The following is a 24959-nucleotide window of genomic DNA, read 5'->3' on the forward strand; positions in this document are numbered from 1 at the left end:
GTCCGTTCCGCCACTTATTAAAAGCCCTGAGCTCACGCTCAGGGCTTTTTTCTTATCTGACGTTTAATTATTGCGAAATTAGCAAAAATCCTCTGCGTTTTGCGATCTTTTTCTCTATAACAACGCCAGCGATAATCTTCCTCAGTTTACGAACATAATGATTGAGGAATAGTATGACTCTCCCTGCATTTGGTCTTGGCACTTTCCGCCTGAAAGACGACGTTGTTATCGCATCGGTTAAAACCGCACTCGAACTGGGTTATCGTGCAGTTGATACGGCACAGATCTATGAAAACGAAGCTGCCGTTGGACAAGCTCTCGAAGAGAGTGGTGTGCCGCGTAACGAACTGTTTATCACCACGAAAATCTGGATTGAGAATCTCAGCAAAGATAAGCTGATCCCTAGCCTGAAGGAGAGCCTGAAAAAACTGCGTACTGACTACGTAGATCTGACGCTGATCCACTGGCCATCACCGAATGATGCCGTCTCAGTAGAGGAATTCATGCAGGCGCTGCTGGAAGCGAAAAAGCAGGGCTTAACCCGCGAAATTGGGATCTCCAACTTCACCATTCCGCTGATGGAAAAAGCCATTGCTGCTGTTGGCGCAGAAAATATTGCGACTAACCAGATTGAGCTGTCGCCATACCTGCAAAACCGTAAAGTCGTGGACTGGGCAAAACAGAACGGGATCCACATCACTTCATACATGACGCTGGCCTACGGTAAAGCTCTGAAAGATGAAGTAATTACGCGTATTGCAGAGAAACATAACGCCACTGCTGCGCAGGTGATTCTGGCATGGGCAATGGGTGAAGGTTATGCAGTGATCCCATCATCAACTAAGCGTGAAAACCTGGCCAGCAACCTGTTAGCAGCGGATCTTCATCTGGATGCAGACGATAAAAAAGCGATCGCAGCGCTGGAGTGCAACGATCGCCTGGTCAGCCCGGAAGGTTTAGCTCCTGACTGGGATTAAGTTTGACCCGCCCTCTGTAACCTGAACCCTCACACGGCTCCTCCGGGAGCTGTTTTTATATGTTCACTCAGGAAGTCAATAAAGGCACGAATACGCGTACTCACCGCTCTGTCACTGTAATACACCGCGCTAAAAGGCATTTCGACCGGCAGGCGTTTATCGGCCATCAATTCCACCAGTTCACCCCGGGCTATCTCCTTGTCAATCATATAGTCTGACAAGCAGGCGATACCATTTCCTTCGAGACACAGCTGCTTCAGCGTTTCCCCGCTGTTTGAGGATAATCCGCAGGTAATTTCATGAAGTTGACCATCATGACAGGCGACAGGCCAGGTGTTCAGCGACACCGGCTCCGTAAAGCCAAGGCACAGATGCTGCTTCAATTCTTCAACCGTCTCCGGTTTCCCATGCTCGGCAATATACTCTGGCGATGCGATAATTTTGCGGTAGCTGGCAAACAGAGGGCGGGCACGCAAGCTTGAATCTGTCAGGGTTCCCGCCCGGATAGCCACATCCACTTTCCGTTCGATGAGGTTGATAAACGTCTCTGAGGAGACCAGCGATAGCGTCATCTCCGGATAGCGTTCGCGGAAAGGTTTGATCAGCGGCATCAGAAAATGGAGCACAACCGGCGTGGCCGCATCAATGCGCAGCAACCCACGCGGCGTGCTGCGGGTCTCCATAATCTCCGTCTCCGCTGCAGCCATCTCCTGCAATACCGACTGCACGCGGCGGAAGTAACGCTCTCCCTCTTCCGTCAGGCTCAGCTGCCGCGTCGTTCGGTTAAGCAGACTCACTCCAAGCTTCATCTCCAGTTTTTTTACCGAACGGCTGATGGCTGAGTTAGCCTGACCCAGCTGTTCGGCCGCGCGGCTAAAGCTGCCGCTTTCAACGACGGCGACAAAGATTGTCAGCTCTTCCGATGTTGCTTTCATTTTTGCACCACCTGCAAAATTCTATTGAGATTTTGACCATTTTTGTTATTTAAGCACTGGCGCATACTGCCTGTCATCTTAATCCTGATGATACGGAGTATTTTATGCCACTGGCGCTACTTGCCCTGACGATCAGTGCCTTCGCAATTGGCACGACCGAATTTGTTATCGTGGGTCTGGTTCCCACTATTGCTAACCAGCTTGCGATCTCGTTGCCTTCCGCCGGATTGCTGGTGTCTATCTACGCCCTGGGCGTCGCCGTCGGTGCGCCAGTGCTGACGGCCCTGACCGGACGTTTTCCGCGTAAGCAGCTGTTAGTCGCGCTGATGGTGCTGTTCACCGCTGGCAACATTCTGGCCTGGCAGGCGCCGGACTACACCACGCTGGTGATTGCGCGTCTGTTAACCGGCCTTGCACACGGCGTGTTCTTCTCGATTGGTTCCACCATTGCAACCAGCCTGGTGCCCAAAGAGAAAGCGGCTTCAGCGATTGCGATCATGTTTGGTGGACTGACCGTCGCACTCGTTACGGGCGTACCGCTGGGAACGTTTATCGGACAACACTTCGGCTGGCGTGAAACGTTCCTGGCCGTCTCCTTACTGGGTGCCATCGCCCTGGTGACCAGCCTGCTGCTGGTACCGTCGAATATCCCAGGCCGGGCGAGCGCCAGCCTGCGCGATCAGCTGAAGGTGCTCACGCATCCGCGTTTGCTGATTATCTACGCGGTAACTGCATTGGGCTATGGCGGCGTATTCACGGCTTTCACCTTCCTGGCGCCGATGATGCAGGATCTGGCAGGCTTTTCACCCAATGCCGTGAGCTGGATTTTGCTGGGATACGGTATTTCCGTTGCCATTGGCAATATCTGGGGCGGCAAGCTTGCAGATAAGCATGGTGCGGTACCGGCGCTGAAATTCATCTTCGCCGCCCTGGTGGTTCTGCTGATGATTTTCCAGTTCACGGCTTCGGTACACTACGCCGCGCTGGTCACTGTGCTGGTCATGGGGATCTTTGCCTTTGGTAATGTCCCCGGGCTTCAGGTTTACGTTGTCCAGAAAGCCGAGCTCTATACGCCAAATGCCGTGGATGTGGCGTCCGGTCTGAACATTGCCGCATTTAATATCGGCATTGCGCTGGGCTCCATCATTGGCGGGCAAACCGTAGCGCATGTTGGATTAGCCCAGACCCCGTGGATTGGCGCGGTGATTGTCCTGGTCGCCTTCCTGCTGATTGGACTGAGTGGACGTCTCGATAAGCCAGCCAGGGACGCGCTGGGTTAACATCAGTAAGTGCTTGCTTACAAAACTGGAAAGCGGTTTCTCAGAAATTGCGTTGAAAGTATGACCTAAAGTCCCTATAACATTAGAACCAGTCCGTTTTCCGGGCTGGTTCATGTTACAGAGGCTGTTTCCAAAAGTGCGAAAAAATACCTATGCCATGCGTTATGTTGCCGGAATGCCCGCGGAGAGGATCTTGCCTCCGGGGTCATTTGCGAGCATAAGCCAGGCATTACCCGCCGGCACACCGTTAAGCAGCGATGAGAAAATCCGTGTACTGGTGTGGAATATCTTTAAGCAGCAGCGTGCCGAATGGTTATCGGTACTCAAGAATTTTGGAAAAGATGCCCACCTGGTTCTGCTCCAGGAGGCACAAACCACCCCTGAACTGGTACGCTTTGCCACCACGAACTATCTTGCCGCCGACCAGGTGCCTGCGTTTGTCCTGCCACAACACCCCTCAGGTGTGATGACGCTTTCAGCAGCACATCCGGTCTATTGTTGTCCACTGCGCGAACGTGAACCTATCCTGCGTCTGGCAAAATCGGCGCTGGTGACGGTCTATCCGCTGCCGGATACCCGAATGCTGATGGTCGTGAATATCCATGCGGTAAATTTCAGTCTGGGCGTGGATGTCTACAGTAAGCAGTTACTTCCGATCGGCGATCAGATTGCCCATCACAGCGGGCCCATCATTATGGCCGGCGATTTCAATGCCTGGAGTCGTCCGCGCATGAATGCGCTGTATCGCTTTGCGCGCGAAATGTCGCTGCGTGAAGTTCGTTTTAGCGATGACCAGCGCAAAAAAGCCTTTGGTCGTCCTCTCGATTTTGTCTTCTATCGTGGTTTGAGCGTGCATGATGCCTCGGTTCTGGTGACGCGCGCCTCGGATCATAACCCTCTACTAGTCGAATTCAGTCCCGGCAAACCTGATAAATAATGGTGTGTCAGGTCTGCCGTGGGGCAGGCCTGTGCGGGTGCTGCCCTTTATTTTTCACTCACAAAGGACAGTACGATGACAACAACACGCTCCCATCATGACAACGTAGAAAAACAGTTTGGTTCTCAGGCAAGTGCCTATTTGAGCAGCGCCGTGCATGCTTCTGGCCGCGATCTGGTGCGTCTCGGTGAACGTCTGGCGGCGTTCCCGCAGGCACACGTGCTGGATTTAGGCTGCGGGGCAGGGCATGCCAGCTTTACCGCTGCGCAGCGGGTCGCGCACGTTACCGCGTATGACTTATCCAGCCAGATGCTGGACGTCGTTGCCGGGGCGGCAAAAGCGAAAGGGCTGAACAACATCAATACGCGCCAGGGCTATGCCGAATCCTTACCGTTCGATGATGCATCGTTTGAGGTGGTGATCAGCCGTTATTCCGCGCACCACTGGCACGATGTCGGCCAGGCATTGCGCGAGGTCAAACGTGTTCTGAAGCCGGGCGGCACCTTCATCATTATGGATGTGATGTCTCCCGGACACCCGGTGCGCAATATCTGGCTGCAGACGGTAGAAGCGCTGCGCGATACCTCGCACGTGCAAAATTACGCCAGCGGAGAGTGGTTGTCGCTTATCACTGAAGCGGGGCTGATCGCGCGCGCGTTGATTACCGATCGCTTACCGCTGGAGTTCAGCTCCTGGATCGCGCGTATGCGCACCCCGGAAGCATTGAGCCAGGCGATCAGACTGTATCAGGAGAGTGCGTCCGCGGAGGTAAAGGCGTACTTTGAACTGCAGGACGATGGCTCGTTTACCAGCGATACCATCATGGCTGAAGCGCAAAAAGCGGAATAAACAAAAAAGGCACCGAGGGGAATCGGTGCCTTTTTATCTTTCGATCGTGCTATCAGGAGTCTGGCGTCGCGCTGTTCTTCACAAACAGCGTCAGCTGGTCGCCAGGTTTCAGATTGTCAGTATCATTGTTCCAGCGCATCACATCCTTGATGTTCACGCCGTGCCGTTTTGCGATACTGGACAGTGAATCGCCCTTGCGTACGCGATAGGTAATGCTATCGCTGTTGCTGGCGAGACGCTGTGCGCTGCTACCTGCACCTACCGTCAGAGTCTGACCCACTTTCAGGCCGGAACTGCGCAGATTATTCCACTGCTGCAGATCTTTCGCATTCACGCCAAGACGTGACGCGATGCCCGAAAGCGTATCACCTGAACGAACCTTATAGCTGCGGCTGTTAACTGATGATGCATCCGCGATCAGCGTTGACTGAACGGCGGCGATTTCACCAGAAGCTAAAGACTCACGTAACTGCTCGGCATGTTTCTGCGGAACCATTACATACTGCGGGCCACTTGCCCCCAGGGTTGAGCCTTTAACGCCAGCATTAAAGGTTTTCAATTTACTTACCGACATACCCGTCATATCAGCAACCTGTTGAATATCAACTGGATTGCTGAGGCGAACACGCGCCAGTGCACGACTTTCGTCTGGTGTTGGCAGTTGTACACCGTAACGCTTGCTGTTCTTGAGAATATCGCTCAATGCCAGCATTTTCGGTACGTAAATCTTTGTTTCCTGTGGCAGTGAGAGCGACCAAAAATCGGTGGATTTACCCCGTGCTTTATTCGCTTTCATTGCCTTCAGTACACGACCTTCGCCACTATTATACGCTGCGACCGTTAACAGCCAGTCGCCGTCAAACATCTTGTTCAGACGTTGCATCATGTCGAGAGCGGCTGTCGTTGAAGCGACAACATCGCGACGCGCATCATAGTTGCGGGTCTGTTTCAGACCATAGTTTCGCCCGGTGCTCGGAATGATCTGCCAAATGCCTGCGGCATTGGCGCCAGACGTCGCGTGTGGGTCAAAAGCGCTCTCCACTATGGGTAGGAGTACCAGCTCCATAGGCATGTTACGTTTCTTAACTTGCCCGGCTATCCAGTACATATACGGCTCTGCCCGTAACGTTACATCGTGGAGATAGCTCTTATTACTTAAATACTTCTGTTTCTGTTCGCGAATCCGGGGATTTTCCGGAATTCCCATCTTTAGCTCGTCGCCAATAGAGGTCCACAAGTCTTGATCCTGCGCGTAAGATGTTCCATCGTCCATCCAGCGCGCCGAACTTGCAAACTTCCCTGCTTCCCCTTGACCAGCTGCAGAAAGGCTCTGTGCGTGCTGTTGTACGTTGCTGCCGTTTTGCGACTGGCAACCTACAAGCAGGACAGAGGCGAGTAATATCGCTTTTGCCTTCATGTGTGTGTCAATAGTTGCTTAAAAGACGAGCGATGATAACGGCGAAATTTTGAAAAGGCAACCCGCAATTATCTGAAGTTATCTTTCTTTGACCTTAACCATGCAAATCGTTGTTCTGGTTGTTGCAAATTTGTTTCTTGGTTAATTTTATTAATTAAATCAATATCATCTGTGCGTAAAAATAAATTAATTTGGCGCTCATTTTTCAGAATTACGGGGAGTGTTTTTTGGTTTTTTGCACGTAACTCCTTCACTTTGTGATAATAATCCTGAATCGCTCGATCCTCGGGTAAGAGGCTCACTGCAAACTTCATATTTCCTAATGTATACTCATGGGCGCAACAAATGAGCGTCTCATCGGGTAGCGCGTTAATCTTCTGTAAAGACTGATACATTTGAGCTGGCGTGCCTTCAAACAGTCTTCCGCAGCCTCCGGAGAACAGCGTATCGCCGCAAAAAAGATAAGGCTTACTGTAGAAACACAGATGTCCCAAAGTGTGACCCGGTGTGGCAAATACGGAAAACTCCCACTCGCGTATGAGGATATTTTCGCCTTCTTCGGCTACATGCGTGATTCCCTTATCTTGTGCCTCTGCCGGTCCGTAAACCACAAGATGCGGAAAATGAGCGCGCAGTTCAGGCACGCCGCCAGTGTGATCGTTATGATGATGCGTCAACAGAATGGCTTCTGGCTGCCAGCCGTTGTCTTTTATGGCGTGCAGTACAGGGGCGGATTCTCCGGGATCGACAATGATGCAGCGGCGATCGTCGTCAACCAAAACCCAGATGTAATTGTCCTGAAACGCTGGAATACTGATAAGATTCATACATTACCTCTTAGAGCGTGGCGGGTGTTTTGATGAAACCGGCAAGGATACCTCAGACTGTCGCAGCACCGGAACGTTGGGCGGAATTGCCCTGGGGTGAATACTATCGCGAAGCGTTAGAACAGCAGCTGAAGCCCTGGCTCGCGAAAATGTATGGCTTTCACCTGCTTAAGATTGGCAATCTCAGCGCGGAAATCAATACCGAAAGCTGCGCTATCTCGCATCAGGTTAACGTCTCTCTCGGCGGATCGCCGGTTCAGGTGAAAGCAGACCCGTTGCATCTGCCGTTTGCGGAAAAATCCGTCGATGCGTGTTTGCTCGCACATACGCTACCCTGGTGCAGCGATCCGCATCGTCTGCTTCGCGAAGCCGATCGCGTGCTGATTGATGACGGCTGGCTGGTACTTAGCGGATTCAATCCGCTAAGCCTGATGGGCCTGCGTAAGCTGGTACCAGTGCTACGCCGGACTCCACCTTACAACAGCCGGATGTTCACCATGATGCGTCAGCTCGACTGGCTTTCACTGCTGAATTTTGAAGTGCTCTGCTACGGTGGTTTTCAGGTGCTGCCCTGGGCGCGGCAGGGGGGCGTGGTACTGAGCACCCATCTCCCCGCGTTGGGCTGTTTGCAGTTTATCGTTGCGCGTAAGCGAACCATTCCCCTTACGCTTAACCCCATGAAGCAGAGCAAGTCGAAAACGCCCATCCGCCAGACCGTGGGCGCCACGCGGCAGTACAAAAAAACCGATTAGACGTCGGGCTGATAGCCCGCATCTTCATGTGCGGGATTGGATGCCGCAGCACGCGCCAGTTCGTCGCAGCGTTCGTTTTCCGGGTGGCCTGCGTGGCCTTTAACCCACTCCCACTTAATCTGGTGCTGGCCCAGCGCAGCATCAAGACGTTTCCAGAGATCGACGTTCTTGACCGGCTTCTTATCGGCGGTCTTCCAGCCGCGTTTTTTCCAGTTATGGATCCACTGGGTGATCCCCTGACGCACGTACTGACTGTCGGTGCTTAGCACCACGTCACAATGTTCTTTTAACGCCTCCAGCGCCACGATGGCCGCCATCAACTCCATCCGGTTGTTGGTGGTCAGAAAATAGCCTTCGCTAAAGGTTTTTTCGTGCTGGCGATAGCGCATAATCGCGCCGTAGCCGCCGGGTCCTGGGTTACCGAGACAAGATCCATCGGTGAAAATTTCTACCTGTTTACGCATCTCTGGTAGACTTCCTGTATTCGAAACGTTCAGTTAAACGATAAGTCTGACATAAATGACCGCTATGAGCACTGCAATTACTCGCCAGATTGTCCTCGATACCGAAACCACCGGTATGAACCAGATCGGCGCGCACTACGAAGGGCATAAGATCATCGAGATCGGCGCCGTTGAAGTGGTGAACCGTCGTCTTACGGGGAACAACTTCCACGTCTACCTCAAACCCGATCGGCTGGTTGATCCGGAAGCGTTCGGCGTTCACGGTATTGCCGATGAGTTCTTGCTGGATAAGCCGACTTTTGCGGATGTCGCTGACGAGTTCCTGGAATACATCAAGGGTGCCGAGCTTGTCATCCATAACGCATCGTTCGATATCGGCTTTATGGATTATGAATTCAGCAAGCTTAATCGTGATATTCCGAAGACGAACACCTTCTGTAAGGTGACGGACAGCCTGGCGCTGGCAAGGAAGATGTTCCCCGGCAAGCGTAACAGCCTGGATGCACTCTGCTCGCGCTACGAGATAGACAATACCAAGCGAACGCTCCACGGGGCGTTGCTCGATGCCCAGATCCTGGCCGATGTCTATCTGACGATGACCGGCGGGCAGACGTCAATGAAGTTCAGTATGGAAAGTGAATCCCAGCAGACGCAAGGCGAAGCGGGCATTCAGCGCGTTGTCCGTCAGGCCAGTCGGTTGCGGGTTATTTTAGCCAGTGACGAAGAGCTTCTTAACCACGAATCCCGGCTTGATCTGGTCCAGAAGAAGGGCGGCAGCTGTTTGTGGCGCGCCTGAAAAAACGCCTTAATGCCTGTAAAATCATCGTTTGGGCGATTTTTGCAGCAAACGATTCAAAACGTGAGAAAAAGCGTTGACGAGATCGGAGGCGCACCGTAATATGCGCCTCGTTCCCCAAGCGGGAACAGTGGAGCGGTAGTTCAGTCGGTTAGAATACCTGCCTGTCACGCAGGGGGTCGCGGGTTCGAGTCCCGTCCGTTCCGCCACTATTCAGAAAGCCTGAATCAGAAATGATTCAGGCTTTCGTCGTTTCAGCCTTCAGTAATCTCATTCTCTCCCTTGTCGTTAACAAAAATTTAATGCTCATAGTGCAATTTATTAACAATTGCACGGATATAGTGCATTATTTGCACTGTAATTGTGCATTTCTCCATCACTCCTCTCTTCGCACCTCATTCAGAATGTTTCTTTCTGTAAAAATAATTCACGCAGAATCATCTGGTTATCTCCTGCTTTCCAAAAATATACCGAACCAATTGCGTATTGGTTTGGTTATTGCTTAATCATTAGCACGATAAGCTTCATTCCATATCAATAACTTATCGTTAATAAAAATAAAGTCATGATGAAAGCGAGCGAACCAATATGGAAAAACCGTCACGGTTTCTGGCCAATTCCAGCACCGCGCTTGAGCAGTTGCGCGGGCTTATCAACCAGCATGAGTCAACACCAGGCATACCGCTGCCCACGGAACGTGAGCTGTCGGACACTCTCGGCGTAGGACGACGCGAAGTACGTCGTGCGCTGGACGTGCTGGAAGAAGAGGGGCGCATCTGGCGTAAGCAGGGCAAAGGGACCTTTATTGGCCCGGCGGCACCTGTTGAACCGCTGGCCCTTCAGGGATTGGTTCAGCAGACCAACCTTCTGGAAGTGATGGAAGCTCGTCTACAGCTCGAACCCGGCTTAGCCCGGCTTGCGGCACTGCGTGCCACCAGGGAAAACCTCGCGCTTATGCAGCGCATGCTGGAACGCATCGACAAGGTCAGCCCGGACGACCGCGATCTCAACGAACTCTGGGACAGCGCCTTTCACCGGGCGATTGCCGAGGCGGCGGGCAACCGTCTGATGCTCGGCCTGTTTGATGCCATTGATGCCGTTCGGCGCGAACCGGGCTGGCAGCATCTGCGCGAATTAGCCCGCACGCCCGAACGTGTCGACAGCTATAACGACCACCACCATAAGATCATGTCTGCGATTATCCATCGCCAGCCTAATGAAGCCGCGGCCGCCATGCGCGAACACCTGCTCAGCCTGCAAACCGCCCTGATTCAGGCGATCCACCTTGAGGACGACTTCACGCCATGACGACAATACCCTTTAAGGACGCCGCGCCCGTATTGCGGGTGCAAAACCTCAACGTTACGTTTGCTGGCTCGCCGGTTAGCGTGCTTGATGGTATCTCGCTGGCCGTCAGGGCGGGCGAAACGCTGGCGCTGGTGGGGGAGTCCGGCTGCGGGAAAAGTATCACCTCACTGGCGCTGATGGGGTTACTGCCCGCCAGCGCGCAGATTGTCAGCGGCGAGATGCAGTTTCGCCGCCACGACCTTCGAAAGCTCTCACCGCGCGAGTATGCCGATCTGCGCGGCAGCGAGCTGGCGATGATTTTCCAGGAGCCGATGACCTCGCTCAATCCGGCGTTCACGCTGGGGGATCAGCTGAGCGAAGCGGTTATGCGACACCAGAACGTCTCGCGCGCAGAGGCGATGAAGGTCGCGCTGCAGATCCTCGAGAAGGTGCAGATCCCGGCGGCAGAGATGCGCCTGAAAGCATATCCCCACCAGCTTTCCGGCGGCATGCGCCAGCGCGTGATGATTGCCATGGCGCTGATTAACCACCCTAAACTGCTGATTGCCGACGAGCCAACCACCGCGCTCGACGTCACCATCCAGGCGCAAATCCTCGCCTTGCTCAACGCCTTAAAAGAGGAAACCGGCACGGCGGTGCTGATGATCACCCACGATTTAGGCGTGGTGGCAGAAGTCGCCCAGCAGGTCGCCGTGATGTATGCCGGACAGGTGGTGGAGCAGGGGAGCGTGGAGGCAATATTCGCCGACCCGCAGCACCCGTACACCATCGGCCTGATGGGGTCGATCCCCTCGCTGGGAGCACGCAAGGGCCAGCTCTCCACAATTCCCGGCGCGGTCCCGCTCCCGGAATCCATGCCGAAAGGCTGCCGTTTTGCCACCCGCTGCCCGTTTGCGCAGTCGCGCTGCCATGATGAAAAACCGCAGCTCACCGCGCTCGGCGCGGGCCATCAGGTAGCCTGCTTCCGCGTGCCGCTCGAACACCACATTGCCCTGGGAGAGACCGCATGACCACGCCCATTCTTGAAGCCCGTGACCTCAGCAAGCTTTTCCCCGGCCCCAAAAAACTCTTTACTCCGGCACGCTTTGTCACGGCGGTCGATCGCGTTTCGCTTGCCGTGATGCCGGGCGAAACGCTGGCGATTGTCGGCGAGTCCGGCTCCGGGAAATCTACCCTCGGCCGCCTGCTGCTGCGCCTGCTGGCCGCCAGCGAAGGGCGCGTGTTCTATCAGGGGGAAGAGATCACCGACGCCTCCGGTGCCCGCCTGAACCAGCTCCGGCGCGAGCTGCAGATTATCTTCCAGGATCCCTTCGCCTCGCTCAACCCGCGCATGACGGTGGAGCAGATCGTCGGGGAGCCGCTGTGGCTGCACCAGAACATGAAAAAGGCGGATCGCCAGTATCGCGTTGCCGAGCTGCTTAAAACCGTGGGCCTGCCTGCCGCCTGGGCCGGGCGCTATCCGCACGAGTTTTCCGGCGGGCAGCGCCAGCGTATCGGCATTGCGCGTGCGCTGGCTTCCGGGCCGAAGCTGCTGCTGGGCGATGAGCCGGTATCCGCGCTGGATGTGTCCGTTCAGGCGCAGGTGGTTAATCTGCTGGAGAGCCTGAAGCACCAGCTGGGGCTGACGATGGTGATTGTCGCTCACGGCCTGGCGGTGATCCGCCATATGAGCGACCGTGTTGCGGTCATGTATCTCGGACAAATCGTCGAGCTTGCCACCGTCGACGAGATTTTTGACGCGCCGCTGCACCCCTACACCCAGGCGCTGATCGCCTCGGCACCGCAGATGCAGCCGGGCGTTGAACGCGACGCGCTGCTGCTGCAGGGGGATCTGCCCAACCCGGCCAGTCCGCCGTCCGGCTGCCGTTTCCACACCCGCTGCCCGTACGTCACCGATGAATGCCGCCAGGTTGAGCCGATCAATCAGGTGCTCGACGGCGGGCGTCAGGTTGCCTGTCATCGCTGGCAGGAGATCAACCGCGATCGCAGCGTTATTCAGATCGCACCGCCATCCGCCGCCTTTCTGCGCCGCCGCGCGCTGTTTGAACACGCGGCCACTCACTCGTCCCTTCCTTCAAGGAACTCATGATAATGACAATGCGTAATTCTCTTTTGACCGTACTGGGAAGTGTTATGTTGCTTGGCGCGGCGCTGCCCGCCCATTCTGAAAGCGTGCTGCGGATCGGCCTGGGCGCTGACCCGGACATGCTCGACCCGCATCTGGCGCGCACCTACTATGGCCGCTTCGTGTTTGCCTCCCTGTGCGACAGGCTGGTGGACGTGGATGAAAACCTGAAGGTCGTCCCCGGCCTGGCTAAAGACTGGGCGTGGAGTGACGACGGTAAAACCCTGACGCTTAATCTGCGCGAAGGCGTCACCTTCCACGACGGTGAGAAATTTGATGCCGCCGCGGCAAAATACAACCTCGACCGCGCCCTGACCCTGAAAGGCTCCCTGCGTAAGAGCGAGATCTCCTCCGTTGAATCGGTCGAGGTCACCGGCCCGATGCAGATTGCGCTGCACCTGAAGACCCCCGATGCCGCGCTGCTGATGCAGCTCACCGACCGCGCGGGCGCGATGATGGCCCCGGAGGCGGCGAAAAAGCCGGACTTTGCCGCCCACCCGGTCTGCTCCGGCCCGTATAAATTCGACAGCCGCGTGTCCCAGGACCGCATCGTTCTGACCCGCTTCGACAACTACTGGAACAAAGACGCTTACCACTTCGACAAAATTATCTATCTGCCGATCCCGGACGCCTCCGTGCGCCTCGCGAACCTGCGCGCGGGCGATCTTGACCTGACCGAAGGCATCGCCGCCAGCGACGTTAAAACGGTCGAAGCCGACAGCAAGCTGGCGCTGGCGAAGGTAACCGGTCTCGGCTATCAGGGCATAACCTTCAACATCAACAACGGCAAGGTGCCGGCGAACGATCCGTTCAAGGACGCCCGCGTGCGCGAGGCGTTTTCTCAGGCCATCGACCGCGATGCGTTAAACCAGGTGGTCTTCGAAGGGCTTTACACCCCGGCAAACCAGGCGTTTTCCCCGGTCAGCCCGTATCACGTTAACCTGCCGGTTCCGCCGCGTGACGTCGACAAAGCCAAAGCGCTGCTGAAGGCGGCAGGCGTCACCGCGCCGCTGACCGTCAACCTGCTGGTGCCGAACAACCCAACCTCGCAGCAGGTGGGCCAGGTATTGCAGGCTATGGTCGCCGAGGCCGGATTTAACCTGAACCTGCAGATGACCGAATTCGCCACGCTGCTCGATCGCCAGCAGAGCGGCGACTATCAGCTGAGCTTCTCCGGCTGGTCGGGACGCCCGGATCCGGACGGTAGCATCTACGGCTTTATCAACAGCAAAGGCACGCTCAACGACGGCCGCTACAGCAACGCGCAGGTCGATGAGTGGCTGACCCAGGCGCGCCAGAGCACCGACCAGGCCGCACGCCAGCCGCTGTACGACAAGGTGGTGAAGCAGCTGCAAACCGACATGCCGATTACCTACCTCTACTTCGAGCCGCGCATTTTCGGTCTGAACAAAAGCGTGCAGGGCTTTAAGCCGTACCCGGACGGCATCGTGCGTCTGGCGGGTTTAACGCTGGCGAAATAACCGTCCTGAGGAGAACCCATGCTGGAACTGATTTGCAAACGTCTGCTGCTGGCTATACCAACCCTGCTGCTGGTGAGCATGATGGTCTTCGGGCTGCAAAAGCTGCTGCCCGGCGACCCGCTAATCGCCATGGCCGGGGAGGAGCGCGATCCGGCGGTCATCGCCCAGCTGCGCGCGGAGCTGAACCTCGATGCGCCGATCCCCGTGCAGTATTTCCACTGGCTGACGCGGGCGCTGCAGGGCGATCTGGGCGTCTCCTTACGCACGCACGAACCGGTGACGCAGCTGATCGCCAGCAAGCTGCCGGTCACGCTGGAGCTGTCGCTGCTGGCGATGATTATCGCGCTGGTGTTTGGCATCAGCATGGGGATCCTCGCGGCGGTGAACAAAAACAGCTGGGTCGATCACGGGGCGAACTTCGTGGCGATCTCGGGGATCTCGATCCCGCACTTCTGGCTGGGGATCCTGCTGATTCTGGTCTTTTCGGTGAACCTGCAGTGGCTGCCCGCGTCCGGCTACGTGCCGTTCAGTGAAGATCCGCTCCAGAACCTGCGCACGCTGCTGCTGCCCGCGTCCGTGCTCGGAACGGGCCTTGCGGCGACGCTGATGCGCCATACCCGCGCCTCGATGATTGCGGTCCTGAAGGCGGATTACATCCGCACCGCGCGCGCTAAGGGGCTGCTGCCAAAGGCGGTGATCCTGAAGCACGCGTTTCGCAACGCGCTGGTGCCGGTCATCACCCTCACCACGCTGCTGTTTGGCGAGCTGCTGGGCGGCGCGGTGCTGACCGAGCAGGTCTTCACCATTCCGGGCTTCGGCAAGATGATCGTCGACTCGGTATTTAACCGTGACTACGCGGTGGTGCAGGGCGTGGTGCTGATCGTGGCGATCGGCTTCCTGATGCTCAACCTGCTGGCCGACGTGCTCTACGTCCTTATCAACCCGAAAATGCGAGGTTAACCATGGCGGAACTGACGACGCAAACCGTTACGCCCGCGCTGCCGCGCGCGCAGAACCGGGTGCTGAAGAAATTCCTCGCCAACAAAAGCGCGGTGATTGGCGCGGTGGTGGTGGGATTCTTTGTGCTGGTGGCGCTGCTGGCGCCGTGGATCGCCCCGTTTGACCCGGTCAAAGCCAACTTCCTGGCGGTGCGCAAAGCGCCGTCGGCGATGTACTGGTTCGGCACCGACGAGCTGGGGCGCGACATTTTATCCCGCATTATCTGGGGTGCGCGCACCTCGCTGATGGCAGGCTGTATGTCGGTCGTTATCGCGGTGGTCATCGGCGTGCCGCTGGGGCTGGTGGCGGGTTACTTCCAGAAGATGTGGGACGGCGTGATCTCGCGGTTTATCGAGGCGCTGCTGGCCTGTCCGTTCCTGATCATGGCGATCGCGCTGGGGGCGTTTTTGGGCCCGAGCCTGACGAACGCCATGATCGCCATCGGTCTTTCGGCGATGCCGATCTTCGCCCGCCTGACGCGCGGCCAGGTGATCGCCATTCGCAACGAAGAGTATATCGACGGCGCGCGGGCGATTGGCCTGCCGGATCGCTGGATCATCATTAAATACGTCCTGCCGAACGTGATGTCGCCGATCCTGGTGCAGGCCACGCTGGCGATTGCCTCGGCGATTATCGCCGAAGCCAGCCTGTCGTTTTTGGGGCTGGGGCAGCAGCCGCCCAATCCGTCCTGGGGCTCCATGCTCAACACCGCGAAAGGGTTTCTGGAGCAGGCGCCGTGGATGTCCGTTTTCCCCGGCGTGGCGATTTTCCTTGCCGTGCAGGGCTTTAATTTACTCGGTGACGGGCTGCGCGATGCGCTCGATCCGCGCCACGACTAAGGAGTCATGATGACCAAAGCGCTTGATTTTACATCCGGTTACGCTTCACGCCGCCCGCCAATGATGGGCCGTAACGCCGTCGCCACGTCGCAACCGCTGGCGGCGCAGGCGGGAATGAAAATGCTGCAGCTGGGCGGCAACGCCGTTGATGCGGCGATTGCCACCGCGATGGCGCTGACGGTGGTTGAGCCGACCGGCAACGGGATCGGCAGCGACGCCTTTGCCATCGTCTGGGACGGCGAAAAGCTGCACGGCCTCAACGCGTCCGGTCGTTCGCCTGCAAGCTGGCATGCGGATCTGTTTGCCGGTAAAAACGCGGTGCCGGAAATTGGCTGGGACGCTGTGACCGTGCCGGGTGCGGTATCCGGCTGGGTCGCGCTGGCGGAACGCTTCGGCACGCTGCCGCTGACCACCCTGGCGCAGCCAGCCATTGACTACGCGCGCAACGGTTTCCCTGTCTCCCCGCTGATTGGCCATCTCTGGCAGCGCGGCTATAGCAAGCTGAAAGATCAGCCGGGCTTCAGCGCCTGCTTCGCGCCGGAAGGCCGCGCCCCGCGCGTGGGGGAAATCTTCCGTAACCCGGCGCAGGCGAACTCGCTGGAGCTGATTGCCCGCACCAACGGTGAAGCCTTTTACCGCGGCGAGCTGGCGCAGAAAATTGCCGCTTTCGCCAAAGAACACGGCGCGCACCTGACGGCTGAAGATCTGGCAAACCACCGCGTGGACTGGGTAGAGCTGCTGTCGCGCGACTTCGCGGGCGGTTCGGTGCAGGAATTGCCGCCAAACGGCCAGGGGATCGCCACGCTGATTGCGCTCGGCATTCTGGAGCAGTGCGGCATTGAGAAGCATCACCCGGATTCCGTGCAGTCCCTGCACCTGTCCATTGAGGCGATGAAGCTGGCGCTGGCGGATCTCGACCGCTACGTGGCGGATGAAGACCATATGGCGTTCGCGGCGCAAGAGCTGCTGAGCGACCATTATCTGAAGTCGCGCGCGGCGCTTATCAATCACGAGCACGCCTCTGATTTCGTTTACGGTTCCCCGACGCAGAGCGGCACGGTCTACATCAGCACCGCCGACGCCAGCGGGATGATGGTTTCGTTTATTCAGTCCAACTACATGGGCTTTGGTTCAGGCATTGTGGTGCCGGATACGGGGATCAGCCTGCAAAACCGGGGCTGCGGGTTTGTGCTGGATCCCAATCACCCGAACGCGCTGGCGGGCAGCAAGCGACCGTTCCACACCATCATTCCGGGCTTTGCGATGGACGGCAACGGCCAGCCGCTGATGTCTTTCGGCGTGATGGGTGGCCCGATGCAGGCGCAGGGGCACATGCAGATGGCGCTGCGCATTATGCTGCACGGGCAAAACCCACAGGCGGCAATCGATGCCCCGCGCTGGCGCGTGGTGCAGGGCAGGGAGGTGATCGTTGAATCGACCTTCGATCGCAATACCATCGCCGCGCTGCGCGAACGCGGTCATCAGATCGTGGTGGAAGATCCGCTTCAGGATTACAACTTCGGCGGGGCGCAGGTGATTTATCGCCTGCCGGAAGGGCACTACGTGGCCGCGACGGAAAGCCGTAAAGACGGGCAGGCGCTGGTGAGTTAATGTTTTATCCTCCCTCTCCCGTTGGGAGAGGGGCGGGGTGAGGGGAAAATTTCACCCAACGCTAAACGGATCCGCATCCTGCCAGGCCGGAAACTTCTCGCGATACTCCTGCAGCGCCGTCAACGACAGCTCGGCATCAATGCGCGTCGCCTGATGCGGCTCGGCGGTGGCAATGATCTCGCCCTGCGGGTTCACCACCCGGCTGTCGCCGCGGTAGTGATGCCCGTTGCCGTCGGTTCCCACGCGGTTACAGCCCACCACGTACGCCTGGTTCTCAATCGCGCGCGCTACCAGCAGCGACTGCCAGTGGAGGGAGCGCGGTGCAGGCCAGTTGGCAACATACAGCGCCAGGTCGTAATCGTTGCGGTTGCGCGACCACACCGGGAAGCGCAGGTCGTAGCAGACCAGCGGCAAAATACGCCAGCCGCGCCACTTGAACACCACGCGCTCGTGACCCGCTTCATAGTGATGATGCTCATCCGCCATGCGGAACAGGTGGCGTTTATCGTAAAAATGCACTTTCCCTTCCGGCTCCACCAGCAGGAAGCGGTTCACCGGCCCGCGATCCGTTTGCAGCGCAGCACTACCCGCGATCAGCGCGTTGGTCTGCTGTGCTTTGGCATGCATCCAGGCGACCACCTCATCCTGCGGCATTGACTGTTGTGCCGCTTCCATGGCGAAGCCGGTCGTGAACATCTCCGGCAGGACAATCACATCGCGCCCGGTAATCTCTTCCAGTTGACGATCAAAGTGGCGCAGGTTGGCGGGGCCATCCATCCACACTAAAGGTTGCTGCAAAATAGAAATCTTCAAACCAGGCACGATACAGACTCCTCAAAAGACCGCTTTTTGACACTGTAGCACGTCATTACGAGAAAATGTGGCAATAAAAAACCCCGCGCGAGGCGGGGTTTGTATAAGCGAAACGCGTTATGCCGCTTCAGGCTTGCGGTGCTTCTCCGGGAGCTTTACCGGCTGCGTCGCCAGCTCGTCCGGCTCGAAATCATCCACGTTAATGCTGCGCAGACGGCTCTCTTCGGCTTTCACCAGCAGCGCAGCTTCATCTTTATTGATAATGCCGCCGGCGAGCGCCTGTTTTGCCAGTTCGTCCAGACGGGTAAACGGCAGGTTTTTGCCCAGCTGTTTACAGATCTTCTGGTGAATCGGATCGGCAGCCATCACGTCCAGCAGCGCCTCTTCCAGCAGTCCCACCGGGTTATGCGGCGTCGGCGTCAGATACTGACCACGACCGATGCGGGAGCGGGTTGCGCTCGGTACCTGCAGGATCTTCGCCACCTTGTGGTCCAGCTTGTCGGACGGCGCAAGGTGGTGACGTCCGGTCGGGAAGATCACCGCGCGCAGAGCGCCCGCCACGAAGCGGTTCGGGAAGTTCGCCAGCAGGTCGTCAATCGCCTGTTCAGCCTGATACATCGCATCCTGAACGCCCCAGTGCACCAGCGGCAGATCCGCTTCCTGACGGCCTTCGTCGTCGTAGCGCTTCAGGACCGCAGAGGCCAGGAAGATCTGGCTCAGTACATCCCCCAGACGGGCAGAGATACGCTCGCGACGCTTCAGGCTACCGCCCAGCACCGCCATGGAGACGTCAGACAGCAGAGCCAGGTTGGCGCTCAGACGGTTCAGATGCTGGTAGTAACGTTTGGTCGCATCGCCGGTCGGCGTCGCGCTGGTAAGACCGCGCGTCAGGCCCAGCCAGAAGCTGCGCACCTTGTTGCTGCCCACGTGACCGATATGTTTGAACAGCAGCTTATCGAAGGCATCCACGTCGTTGTTCTGCGCGGCAGCCATCTCTTCCAGCACGTACGGATGGCAGCGAATTGCGCCCTGACCGAAGATCATCATGCTGCGGGTCAGGATGTTTGCCCCTTCCACGGTGATGGCAATCGGTGCGCCCTGATAGCCGCGCGCCAGGAAGTTGCCTTCGCCGAGCATAATGCCTTTACCGCCTGCGATATCCATCGCGTCAATGATCGACTGCTGCGCGCGGTGGGTACAGTGGTACTTCACAATCGCGGACAGCACGGCCGGTTTTTCGCCCAGCATGATGCCGTAGGTAATCAGCGATGCAGCGGCATCCATCACGTAGGCATTGCCCGCGATACGCGCCAGCGGCTCTTCGATACCTTCCATCTTGCCGATGGAGATTTTGAACTGACGGCGGATGTGGGCGTACGCGCCAATCCCCATCGCGACCGACTTCAGACCGCCGGTTGAGTTCGACGGCAGGGTAATTCCGCGGCCCACGGACAGGCATTCCACCAGCATACGCCAGCCCTGACCGGCCATTTTCGGGCCACCGATGATGTAGTCAATCGGCACAAAGATGTCCTGACCGCGGGTCGGACCGTTCTGGAACGGCACGTTCAGCGGGAAGTGACGGCGACCAATTTCAACGCCTGGGGTAGAGGTTGGGATCAGCGCACAGGTAATGCCAAGATCTTCTTCGCCGCCCAGCAGTTTTTCCGGGTCAGAGAGCTTAAAGGCCAGACCCAGCACGGTGGCGATTGGCGCCAGGGTGATATAACGCTTGTTCCAGGTCAGGCGCATGCCCAGCACCTGCTCGCCCTGCCACTCGCCCATGCAGACCACGCCGGTATCCGGGATCGCGCCTGCATCGGAACCCGCTTCCGGGCTGGTCAGCGCGAAGCAAGGGATTTCCTGACCGCGTGCCAGACGCGGCAGGTAGTGATCTTTCTGCTCTTCCGTACCGTAATGCTGCAGCAGTTCGCCCGGGCCTAAGGAGTTAGGCACGCCAACGGTAATCGCCAGGATCCCGGAGACGCCAGCCAGCTTTTGCAGGACGCGAGCCTGAGCGTAAGCGGAGAATTCCAGGCCGCCATACTCTTTCTTGATGATCATCGCGAAGAAGCGATGTTCTTTCAGATACGCCCACAGCTCCGGCGGCAGATCGGCCATTTCATGGGTGATGGCAAAGTCGTTTGCCATACGGCACGCTTCTTCCACCGGGCCGTCAATAAAGGCCTGCTCTTCAGCGGTCAGACGCGGCTGCGGATAGTTATGCAGCTTTTTCCAGTCCGGGTTGCCCTGGAACAGATCGCCTTCCCACCAGGTGGTGCCCGCGTCAATCGCTTCTTTTTCAGTACGCGACATGGGCGGCATCACTTTGCGAAAGCCCTTGAACACCGGCGCAGAGATCATTGATTTACGCATCGGGGCCAGGTTAAACGGCAGAAGGATGATGGCAAGAGGGACTAAAAGCCAGATATTCCAGAGACCTGCGACGCCAAGCGCAGCCGTCCAGGCCAGAAGAATCAGGCTGCTCAGGAATAAACTTACGCGGTGATAGAACAACACACCGAGCAGAACAACGGTTGCGAGAATGCTCAAAATTATCATAAAGAAAAGCTCCCTTGCTTGTAGGAGGTCTGACCACTTGTGATGATATGGTTGTAGTTGATGTTATTTCCTTTAGCAATGTGTTTACAAAATAATTACAACCTGGTTCACATTGTTCGCGTTTTAGCCGGCACAAAAAATCAAAACGCCGGACGATTCGCATGGCTTTAGCTTCTCGCTTTTCCCGCTATCCGGTACACTCCACTGTGTTATTTCATCAATACTGAAGGATTATCCTCATGTACCAGGATCTTATTCGTAACGAACTGAACGAAGCGGCGGAAACGCTGGCGAACTTTCTGAAAGATGATGCCAATATTCACGCTATTCAGCGCGCAGCGGTCCTGCTGGCCGACAGCTTCAAAGCCGGTGGCAAAGTGCTTTCCTGCGGTAACGGCGGCTCCCACTGTGACGCTATGCACTTCGCAGAAGAGCTGACCGGACGCTATCGCGAAAACCGCCCGGGCTACCCGGCGATTGCGATTTCAGACGTGAGCCACATCTCCTGCGTAGGCAACGACTTCGGTTACGACCACATCTTCTCCCGCTACGTTGAAGCGGTAGGCCGTGAAGGCGACGTGCTGCTGGGGATCTCTACCTCTGGCAACTCCGGCAACGTGATCAAAGCGATCGCCGCCGCGCGTGAAAAAGGGATGAAGGTCATCACCCTGACCGGTAAAGATGGCGGTAAGATGGACGGTACGGCGGATGTCGAAATTCGCGTTCCGCACTTCGGTTATGCTGACCGTATTCAGGAAATTCACATCAAAGTGATCCACATCCTGATCCAGCTGATCGAAAAAGAGATGGTTAAGTAAGACTTCGCTGGGGGCACTCTTGCCCCCGCTGTTGTGGAGGTGACGTATGTGCGAACTGCTCGGGATGAGCGCCAATGTGCCAACCGATATCTGCTTTAGCTTCACCGGGCTGGTTCAGCGCGGTGGAGGAACCGGGCCGCATAAAGACGGCTGGGGCATCACCTTCTACGAAGGCAAAGGGTGTCGCACGTTCAAAGATCCACAGCCCAGCTTTAACTCACCGATTGCCAAACTGGTGCAGGACTACCCGATCAAGTCCCGCTCGGTGATCGCCCACATCCGTCAGGCTAACCGTGGCGAAGTGGTGCTGGAAAATACCCATCCGTTTACCCGCGAGCTGTGGGGCCGTAACTGGACCTACGCGCACAACGGGCAGCTCACGGGCTATAAGTCGCTGGAGACGGGCAATTTCCGCCCGGTCGGCGAGACGGACAGCGAAAAAGCCTTCTGCTGGCTGCTGCACAAGCTGACGGAGCGCTATCCCCGCACGCCCGGCAACATGACTGCCGTGTTCAAATACATCGCGACGCTGGCATCTGAACTGCGTGAAAAAGGCGTGTTCAACATGCTGCTCTCTGATGGCCGCTATGTGATGGCGTTCTGCTCGACGAATCTGTTCTGGATCACCCGCCGTGCGCCGTTTGGCGTTGCGACGCTGCTCGATCAGGATGTGGAGATAGACTTTCAGAAGGAGACCACACCGAACGATGTGGTCACTGTTATCGCAACGCAGCCGCTGACGGGCAACGAAACCTGGCAAAAGATTATGCCAGGCGAGTGGGTGCTATTTTGTCTCGGGGACCGTGTAATTTGACGCCAGCTGTGGATGGACGACTTCGTGGCTCAGCGGTTTGCTGACCACGTAACGGCCATCGACGATAGAGACCACGGGTGGCTTGTGGGTCTGCTCAAAGTAGTCGTAACCCGGCTTCAGCTGTTTCCAGAAATCCGCGTAGTATGAGTACTTGTGACGCGTCATGTTGGCGTCCGTCATGCGGAACGGATAGATGCTGACCTGTACGTTAGGCTGCCCAAAGACCAGCGCGCCCGTCACGAACTGGAAAATCTCATCAATGCCGGAGTCGGTCATCGCATAACAGCCGATAGACACGCAGGCGCCGTGGATCATCAGATATTTACCTTCATAACCGTGTGCACGGTCATAGGCATTCGGGAAGCCGATATTAATGGCTTTATAGAAGCGGCTGTCAGGCTTGAGCTGGCTGCGCTGAACGTTGTAGAACCCTTCCGGACTTTTGAAGTCGCCCTGACGCTGTTTTGGCCCCAGTCCGCCGGAGTAGTTACAAATTTTGTAACTATCAAGCAGCTGATATGTCTCGCCCATTTTGACAAACAGATCGAGAGTGCGCTCTTCCTTGAAGATCTGAATATAAACCGGCGATCCCATTAACTGCTGTTTATATTCCTTGCTGACCGGCGTCGTTGAGCTATTACTGCTGAGCAGTCCAGCAAACGACATGCACGGCATCAGAAGCATCGCAATGAACAATGCGATTTTACGCATACTACTAGTTCCTTGATAAAACCATGACCAACTTGCCAGGACGGCAAAAGAGACCCGAAATCAGATTATTCTGTTAGGAGCGCTCACATTAGCACCGCTATAGATTTTCGCAAGAGCCGGGCGGTGAGTTTACAAATTAGTTTTACTTTATAAACCATCAAAATTGCGATGGCTCCAGGAACTTTGCGCATTAGCTCGCAATTTGGCGCGCGCGACGGCGGATTCCCTGCCCGCGTGAAGGGGAAAATGCTACACTTCGCGCCCACTGGATTGTTGTTCATGGAAACCTGCTAACCACATGTTTAAAATTAAAAAAGGACTTGATCTGCCGATTGCAGGCGTGCCAGCGCAGCACGTTTCGACAGGCGCAAGTGTCCGTCATGTCGCCATTTTGGGCGAAGACTACCTGGGTATGCGTCCTTCAATGCTGGTACAGGAGGGCGATCGCGTTATCAAAGGACAGGCGCTCTTTGAGGACAAAAAAAATCCCGGCGTGATGTTCACGGCCCCCGCGAGCGGCACCGTTGTGGCCATCAACCGTGGCGAACGGCGCGTTCTGCAGTCGGTGGTTATCCGCATTGAGGGCGATGAAAAGCGTGAATTTGCCCATTACGATATAGCAGAACTCGCGTCGCTGAACCGCGACGCCGTTCAGGATCAGCTCCTGGCATCCGGTTTATGGACCGCGCTTCGTACGCGCCCCTTCAGCAAATCCCCTGTTCCGGGCACGGAACCGGCCGCGATTTTCGTCACGGCCATCGACACCAACCCGCTCAGCGTGGACCCGGAACCGGTTATCCTGGCGCAGCGAAAAGCTTTTGATGCAGGACTCACTATTCTAACCCGCCTCACGCCCGGAAAAGTGCACGTTTGCCAGGCCGGCGGCGGCAAGCCTGGCGGGCATCCGCAGGGGCAGGTCACGTTTAATGAATTTTCTGGCCCGCATCCGGCGGGGCTGGTCGGGACGCACATCCATTTCCTTGAGCCAGTCAGCCTGACGAAACAGGTCTGGCACCTTAACTATCAGGACGTCATCGCCATCGGTAAGCTCTTTACTACGGGTGAGCTCTGCGCTGAACGGATAATCGCCATCGGCGGACCGCAGGCTGCAAATCCGCGCCTGGTGAAGACGCTGCTGGGTGCTGACATCAACGAACTGCTGGTGGGGGAAACGAAAGAGGGCGAAAACCGCCTGATTTCCGGCTCGGTCCTCAGCGGTCGCCATGCGGCCAATGTGCACGCGTACCTGGGACGCTTCCATTTGCAGGTCAGCATTGTGCAGGAAGGGCGTGAAAAAGAGCTGTTTGGCTGGGTTCTGCCAGGCGCGGAAAAATACTCCGTCACCCGAACCACGCTGGGCCACTTCCTGCGTAATAAGCTGTTTAGCTTCTCAACCAGCACCCACGGCGGCGAGCGCGCCATGGTCCCGATTGGCAATTACGAACGCGTCATGCCGCTGGATATTCTGCCCACCGTGCTGCTGCGCGATCTGCTTGCTGGCGATACCGACGGCGCGCAGGCGCTGGGCTGTCTGGAGCTTGACGAAGAAGATCTGGCGCTCTGTACCTATGTCTGTCCGGGCAAATATGAATATGGACCGGTATTGCGCGAGGTGTTAACCCGCATTGAGCAGGAAGGATAACC

Annotated in this window: 23 protein-coding genes and 1 tRNA gene; 17 read left to right on the plus strand and 7 right to left on the minus strand. The window is 56.9% G+C overall.

What is annotated here, in order from left to right:
* Positions 1–173 precede the first annotated feature (173 nt).
* On the plus strand, positions 174–977 hold the full coding sequence (gene dkgB, locus IM317_RS07550) for a 2,5-didehydrogluconate reductase DkgB (RefSeq protein ID WP_033144684.1): 804 nt from the start codon (positions 174–176) through the stop codon (positions 975–977).
* Positions 978–1006: 29 nt separating this feature from the next.
* Here the strand turns inward: dkgB and yafC are convergent, their stop codons facing one another.
* On the minus strand, positions 1007–1912 hold the full coding sequence (gene yafC / locus IM317_RS07555; protein WP_033144685.1) for a DNA-binding transcriptional regulator YafC: 906 nt from the start codon (positions 1910–1912) through the stop codon (positions 1007–1009).
* 104 nt (positions 1913–2016) lie between these two features.
* On the opposite strand from yafC, the gene IM317_RS07560 reads away from it, so the two are divergent.
* The 3 genes from IM317_RS07560 to IM317_RS07570 all read left to right on the plus strand — a co-directional run bounded on the left by IM317_RS07560 (position 2017) and on the right by IM317_RS07570 (position 4978).
* Positions 2017–3192: an MFS transporter gene (locus tag IM317_RS07560; RefSeq protein WP_033144686.1), complete on the plus strand. Its 1176-nt coding sequence runs from the start codon at positions 2017–2019 to the stop codon at positions 3190–3192.
* A 136-nt stretch (positions 3193–3328) separates the two neighbouring features.
* Positions 3329–4129: an endonuclease/exonuclease/phosphatase family protein gene (locus tag IM317_RS07565; RefSeq protein WP_024909448.1), complete on the plus strand. Its 801-nt coding sequence runs from the start codon at positions 3329–3331 to the stop codon at positions 4127–4129.
* Positions 4130–4204: 75 nt separating this feature from the next.
* A complete protein-coding gene (locus IM317_RS07570) occupies positions 4205–4978 on the plus strand; it encodes a class I SAM-dependent methyltransferase (protein ID WP_033144687.1) in 774 nt (257 codons plus the stop codon).
* Positions 4979–5030: 52 nt separating this feature from the next.
* Here IM317_RS07570 and mltD read toward each other — a convergent pair whose 3' ends face one another.
* Complete coding sequence (mltD, locus tag IM317_RS07575; protein WP_032661729.1) at positions 5031–6395, minus strand: murein transglycosylase D; 1365 nt, start codon at positions 6393–6395, stop codon at positions 5031–5033.
* Between the two features lie 68 nt (positions 6396–6463).
* Positions 6464–7222 carry a hydroxyacylglutathione hydrolase gene (gene gloB / locus IM317_RS07580; RefSeq protein WP_033144688.1) on the minus strand — a complete coding sequence of 253 codons (759 nt, stop codon included), beginning with the start codon at positions 7220–7222 and terminating at the stop codon, positions 6464–6466.
* Positions 7223–7254: 32 nt separating this feature from the next.
* Here gloB and IM317_RS07585 point away from each other — a divergent pair, with 32 nt between their 5' ends.
* The gene (locus tag IM317_RS07585; protein ID WP_023310484.1) at positions 7255–7974 is read left to right on the plus strand and encodes a class I SAM-dependent methyltransferase; all 720 of its coding nucleotides are present in this window, start codon (positions 7255–7257) and stop codon (positions 7972–7974) included.
* Here the strand turns inward: IM317_RS07585 and rnhA are convergent.
* Positions 7971–8438 carry a ribonuclease HI gene (rnhA, locus tag IM317_RS07590; protein WP_023334599.1) on the minus strand — a complete coding sequence of 156 codons (468 nt, stop codon included), beginning with the start codon at positions 8436–8438 and terminating at the stop codon, positions 7971–7973. The genes IM317_RS07585 and rnhA overlap by 4 nt on opposite strands.
* A 64-nt stretch (positions 8439–8502) precedes the next feature.
* On the opposite strand from rnhA, the gene dnaQ reads away from it, so the two are divergent.
* The 9 genes from dnaQ to IM317_RS07635 all read left to right on the plus strand — a co-directional run bounded on the left by dnaQ (position 8503) and on the right by IM317_RS07635 (position 17597).
* Positions 8503–9234, plus strand: a complete 732-nt coding sequence (gene dnaQ / locus IM317_RS07595; protein WP_072196565.1) for a DNA polymerase III subunit epsilon — start codon at positions 8503–8505, stop codon at positions 9232–9234.
* A 132-nt stretch (positions 9235–9366) separates the two neighbouring features.
* Positions 9367–9443: transfer RNA gene (locus tag IM317_RS07600), tRNA-Asp, on the plus strand.
* A gap of 379 nt (positions 9444–9822) precedes the next feature.
* A complete protein-coding gene (locus IM317_RS07605; RefSeq protein WP_023334601.1) occupies positions 9823–10542 on the plus strand; it encodes a FadR/GntR family transcriptional regulator in 720 nt (239 codons plus the stop codon).
* Entirely contained in the window at positions 10539–11552 is a 1014-nt protein-coding gene (locus IM317_RS07610) for an ABC transporter ATP-binding protein (protein WP_033144691.1), read from the plus strand. The genes IM317_RS07605 and IM317_RS07610 overlap by 4 nt, the downstream gene beginning before the upstream one ends.
* Positions 11549–12631: an ABC transporter ATP-binding protein gene (locus IM317_RS07615; RefSeq protein WP_033144692.1), complete on the plus strand. Its 1083-nt coding sequence runs from the start codon at positions 11549–11551 to the stop codon at positions 12629–12631. Before IM317_RS07610 ends, IM317_RS07615 begins: the two co-directional genes overlap by 4 nt.
* Before the next feature lie 2 nt (positions 12632–12633).
* Entirely contained in the window at positions 12634–14148 is a 1515-nt protein-coding gene (locus IM317_RS07620; RefSeq protein ID WP_072196566.1) for an ABC transporter substrate-binding protein, read from the plus strand.
* 18 nt (positions 14149–14166) lie between these two features.
* Positions 14167–15108, plus strand: a complete 942-nt coding sequence (locus IM317_RS07625) for an ABC transporter permease (protein ID WP_023310491.1) — start codon at positions 14167–14169, stop codon at positions 15106–15108.
* Positions 15109–15110: 2 nt separating this feature from the next.
* A complete protein-coding gene (locus IM317_RS07630) occupies positions 15111–15986 on the plus strand; it encodes an ABC transporter permease (RefSeq protein ID WP_029739694.1) in 876 nt (291 codons plus the stop codon).
* Positions 15987–15995: 9 nt separating this feature from the next.
* Positions 15996–17597, plus strand: coding sequence for a gamma-glutamyltransferase family protein (locus IM317_RS07635; protein ID WP_049016012.1), 1602 nt, complete (start codon positions 15996–15998; stop codon positions 17595–17597).
* A gap of 51 nt (positions 17598–17648) precedes the next feature.
* Here the strand turns inward: IM317_RS07635 and IM317_RS07640 are convergent, their stop codons facing one another.
* Complete coding sequence (locus tag IM317_RS07640; protein ID WP_033144695.1) at positions 17649–18419, minus strand: amidohydrolase; 771 nt, start codon at positions 18417–18419, stop codon at positions 17649–17651.
* A gap of 108 nt (positions 18420–18527) precedes the next feature.
* On the minus strand, positions 18528–20972 hold the full coding sequence (gene fadE / locus IM317_RS07645; RefSeq protein ID WP_033144696.1) for an acyl-CoA dehydrogenase FadE: 2445 nt from the start codon (positions 20970–20972) through the stop codon (positions 18528–18530).
* A gap of 239 nt (positions 20973–21211) precedes the next feature.
* Between fadE and lpcA the strand changes: the two genes are divergently transcribed.
* Positions 21212–21790, plus strand: coding sequence for a D-sedoheptulose 7-phosphate isomerase (gene lpcA / locus IM317_RS07650; protein ID WP_010427884.1), 579 nt, complete (start codon positions 21212–21214; stop codon positions 21788–21790).
* A 46-nt stretch (positions 21791–21836) separates the two neighbouring features.
* Entirely contained in the window at positions 21837–22604 is a 768-nt protein-coding gene (locus IM317_RS07655) for a class II glutamine amidotransferase (RefSeq protein WP_033144697.1), read from the plus strand.
* On the opposite strand, the gene dpaA is transcribed toward IM317_RS07655, so the two are convergent.
* A complete protein-coding gene (dpaA, locus tag IM317_RS07660) occupies positions 22575–23315 on the minus strand; it encodes a peptidoglycan meso-diaminopimelic acid protein amidase (RefSeq protein ID WP_033144698.1) in 741 nt (246 codons plus the stop codon). The genes IM317_RS07655 and dpaA overlap by 30 nt on opposite strands.
* Before the next feature lie 298 nt (positions 23316–23613).
* Between dpaA and IM317_RS07665 the strand changes: the two genes are divergently transcribed.
* Complete coding sequence (locus IM317_RS07665) at positions 23614–24957, plus strand: Na(+)-translocating NADH-quinone reductase subunit A (RefSeq protein ID WP_033144699.1); 1344 nt, start codon at positions 23614–23616, stop codon at positions 24955–24957.
* Positions 24958–24959 lie beyond the last annotated feature (2 nt).

It is taken from the genome of Enterobacter cloacae complex sp. S3 (assembly GCF_014930495.1).
Taxonomy (GTDB): Bacteria; Pseudomonadota; Gammaproteobacteria; order Enterobacterales; family Enterobacteriaceae; genus Enterobacter; species Enterobacter asburiae_B.

Coding starts and splice junctions, on each gene's coding strand:
- IM317_RS07615 (WP_033144692.1), top strand. CDS start 11,549: ATGACCACGCCCATTCTTGAAGCCCGTGACCTCAGCAAGCTTTTCCCC.
- dnaQ (WP_072196565.1), top strand. CDS start 8,503: ATGAGCACTGCAATTACTCGCCAGATTGTCCTCGATACCGAAACCACC.
- IM317_RS07560 (WP_033144686.1), top strand. CDS start 2,017: ATGCCACTGGCGCTACTTGCCCTGACGATCAGTGCCTTCGCAATTGGC.
- IM317_RS07630 (WP_029739694.1), top strand. CDS start 15,111: ATGGCGGAACTGACGACGCAAACCGTTACGCCCGCGCTGCCGCGCGCG.
- IM317_RS07655 (WP_033144697.1), top strand. CDS start 21,837: ATGTGCGAACTGCTCGGGATGAGCGCCAATGTGCCAACCGATATCTGC.
- gloB (WP_033144688.1), bottom strand. CDS start 7,222: ATGAATCTTATCAGTATTCCAGCGTTTCAGGACAATTACATCTGGGTT.
- fadE (WP_033144696.1), bottom strand. CDS start 20,972: ATGATAATTTTGAGCATTCTCGCAACCGTTGTTCTGCTCGGTGTGTTG.
- rnhA (WP_023334599.1), bottom strand. CDS start 8,438: ATGCGTAAACAGGTAGAAATTTTCACCGATGGATCTTGTCTCGGTAAC.
- yafC (WP_033144685.1), bottom strand. CDS start 1,912: ATGAAAGCAACATCGGAAGAGCTGACAATCTTTGTCGCCGTCGTTGAA.
- IM317_RS07620 (WP_072196566.1), top strand. CDS start 12,634: ATGACAATGCGTAATTCTCTTTTGACCGTACTGGGAAGTGTTATGTTG.
- IM317_RS07605 (WP_023334601.1), top strand. CDS start 9,823: ATGGAAAAACCGTCACGGTTTCTGGCCAATTCCAGCACCGCGCTTGAG.
- IM317_RS07570 (WP_033144687.1), top strand. CDS start 4,205: ATGACAACAACACGCTCCCATCATGACAACGTAGAAAAACAGTTTGGT.
- dkgB (WP_033144684.1), top strand. CDS start 174: ATGACTCTCCCTGCATTTGGTCTTGGCACTTTCCGCCTGAAAGACGAC.
- IM317_RS07610 (WP_033144691.1), top strand. CDS start 10,539: ATGACGACAATACCCTTTAAGGACGCCGCGCCCGTATTGCGGGTGCAA.
- dpaA (WP_033144698.1), bottom strand. CDS start 23,315: ATGCGTAAAATCGCATTGTTCATTGCGATGCTTCTGATGCCGTGCATG.
- IM317_RS07585 (WP_023310484.1), top strand. CDS start 7,255: ATGAAACCGGCAAGGATACCTCAGACTGTCGCAGCACCGGAACGTTGG.
- mltD (WP_032661729.1), bottom strand. CDS start 6,395: ATGAAGGCAAAAGCGATATTACTCGCCTCTGTCCTGCTTGTAGGTTGC.
- IM317_RS07625 (WP_023310491.1), top strand. CDS start 14,167: ATGCTGGAACTGATTTGCAAACGTCTGCTGCTGGCTATACCAACCCTG.
- lpcA (WP_010427884.1), top strand. CDS start 21,212: ATGTACCAGGATCTTATTCGTAACGAACTGAACGAAGCGGCGGAAACG.
- IM317_RS07635 (WP_049016012.1), top strand. CDS start 15,996: ATGACCAAAGCGCTTGATTTTACATCCGGTTACGCTTCACGCCGCCCG.
- IM317_RS07665 (WP_033144699.1), top strand. CDS start 23,614: ATGTTTAAAATTAAAAAAGGACTTGATCTGCCGATTGCAGGCGTGCCA.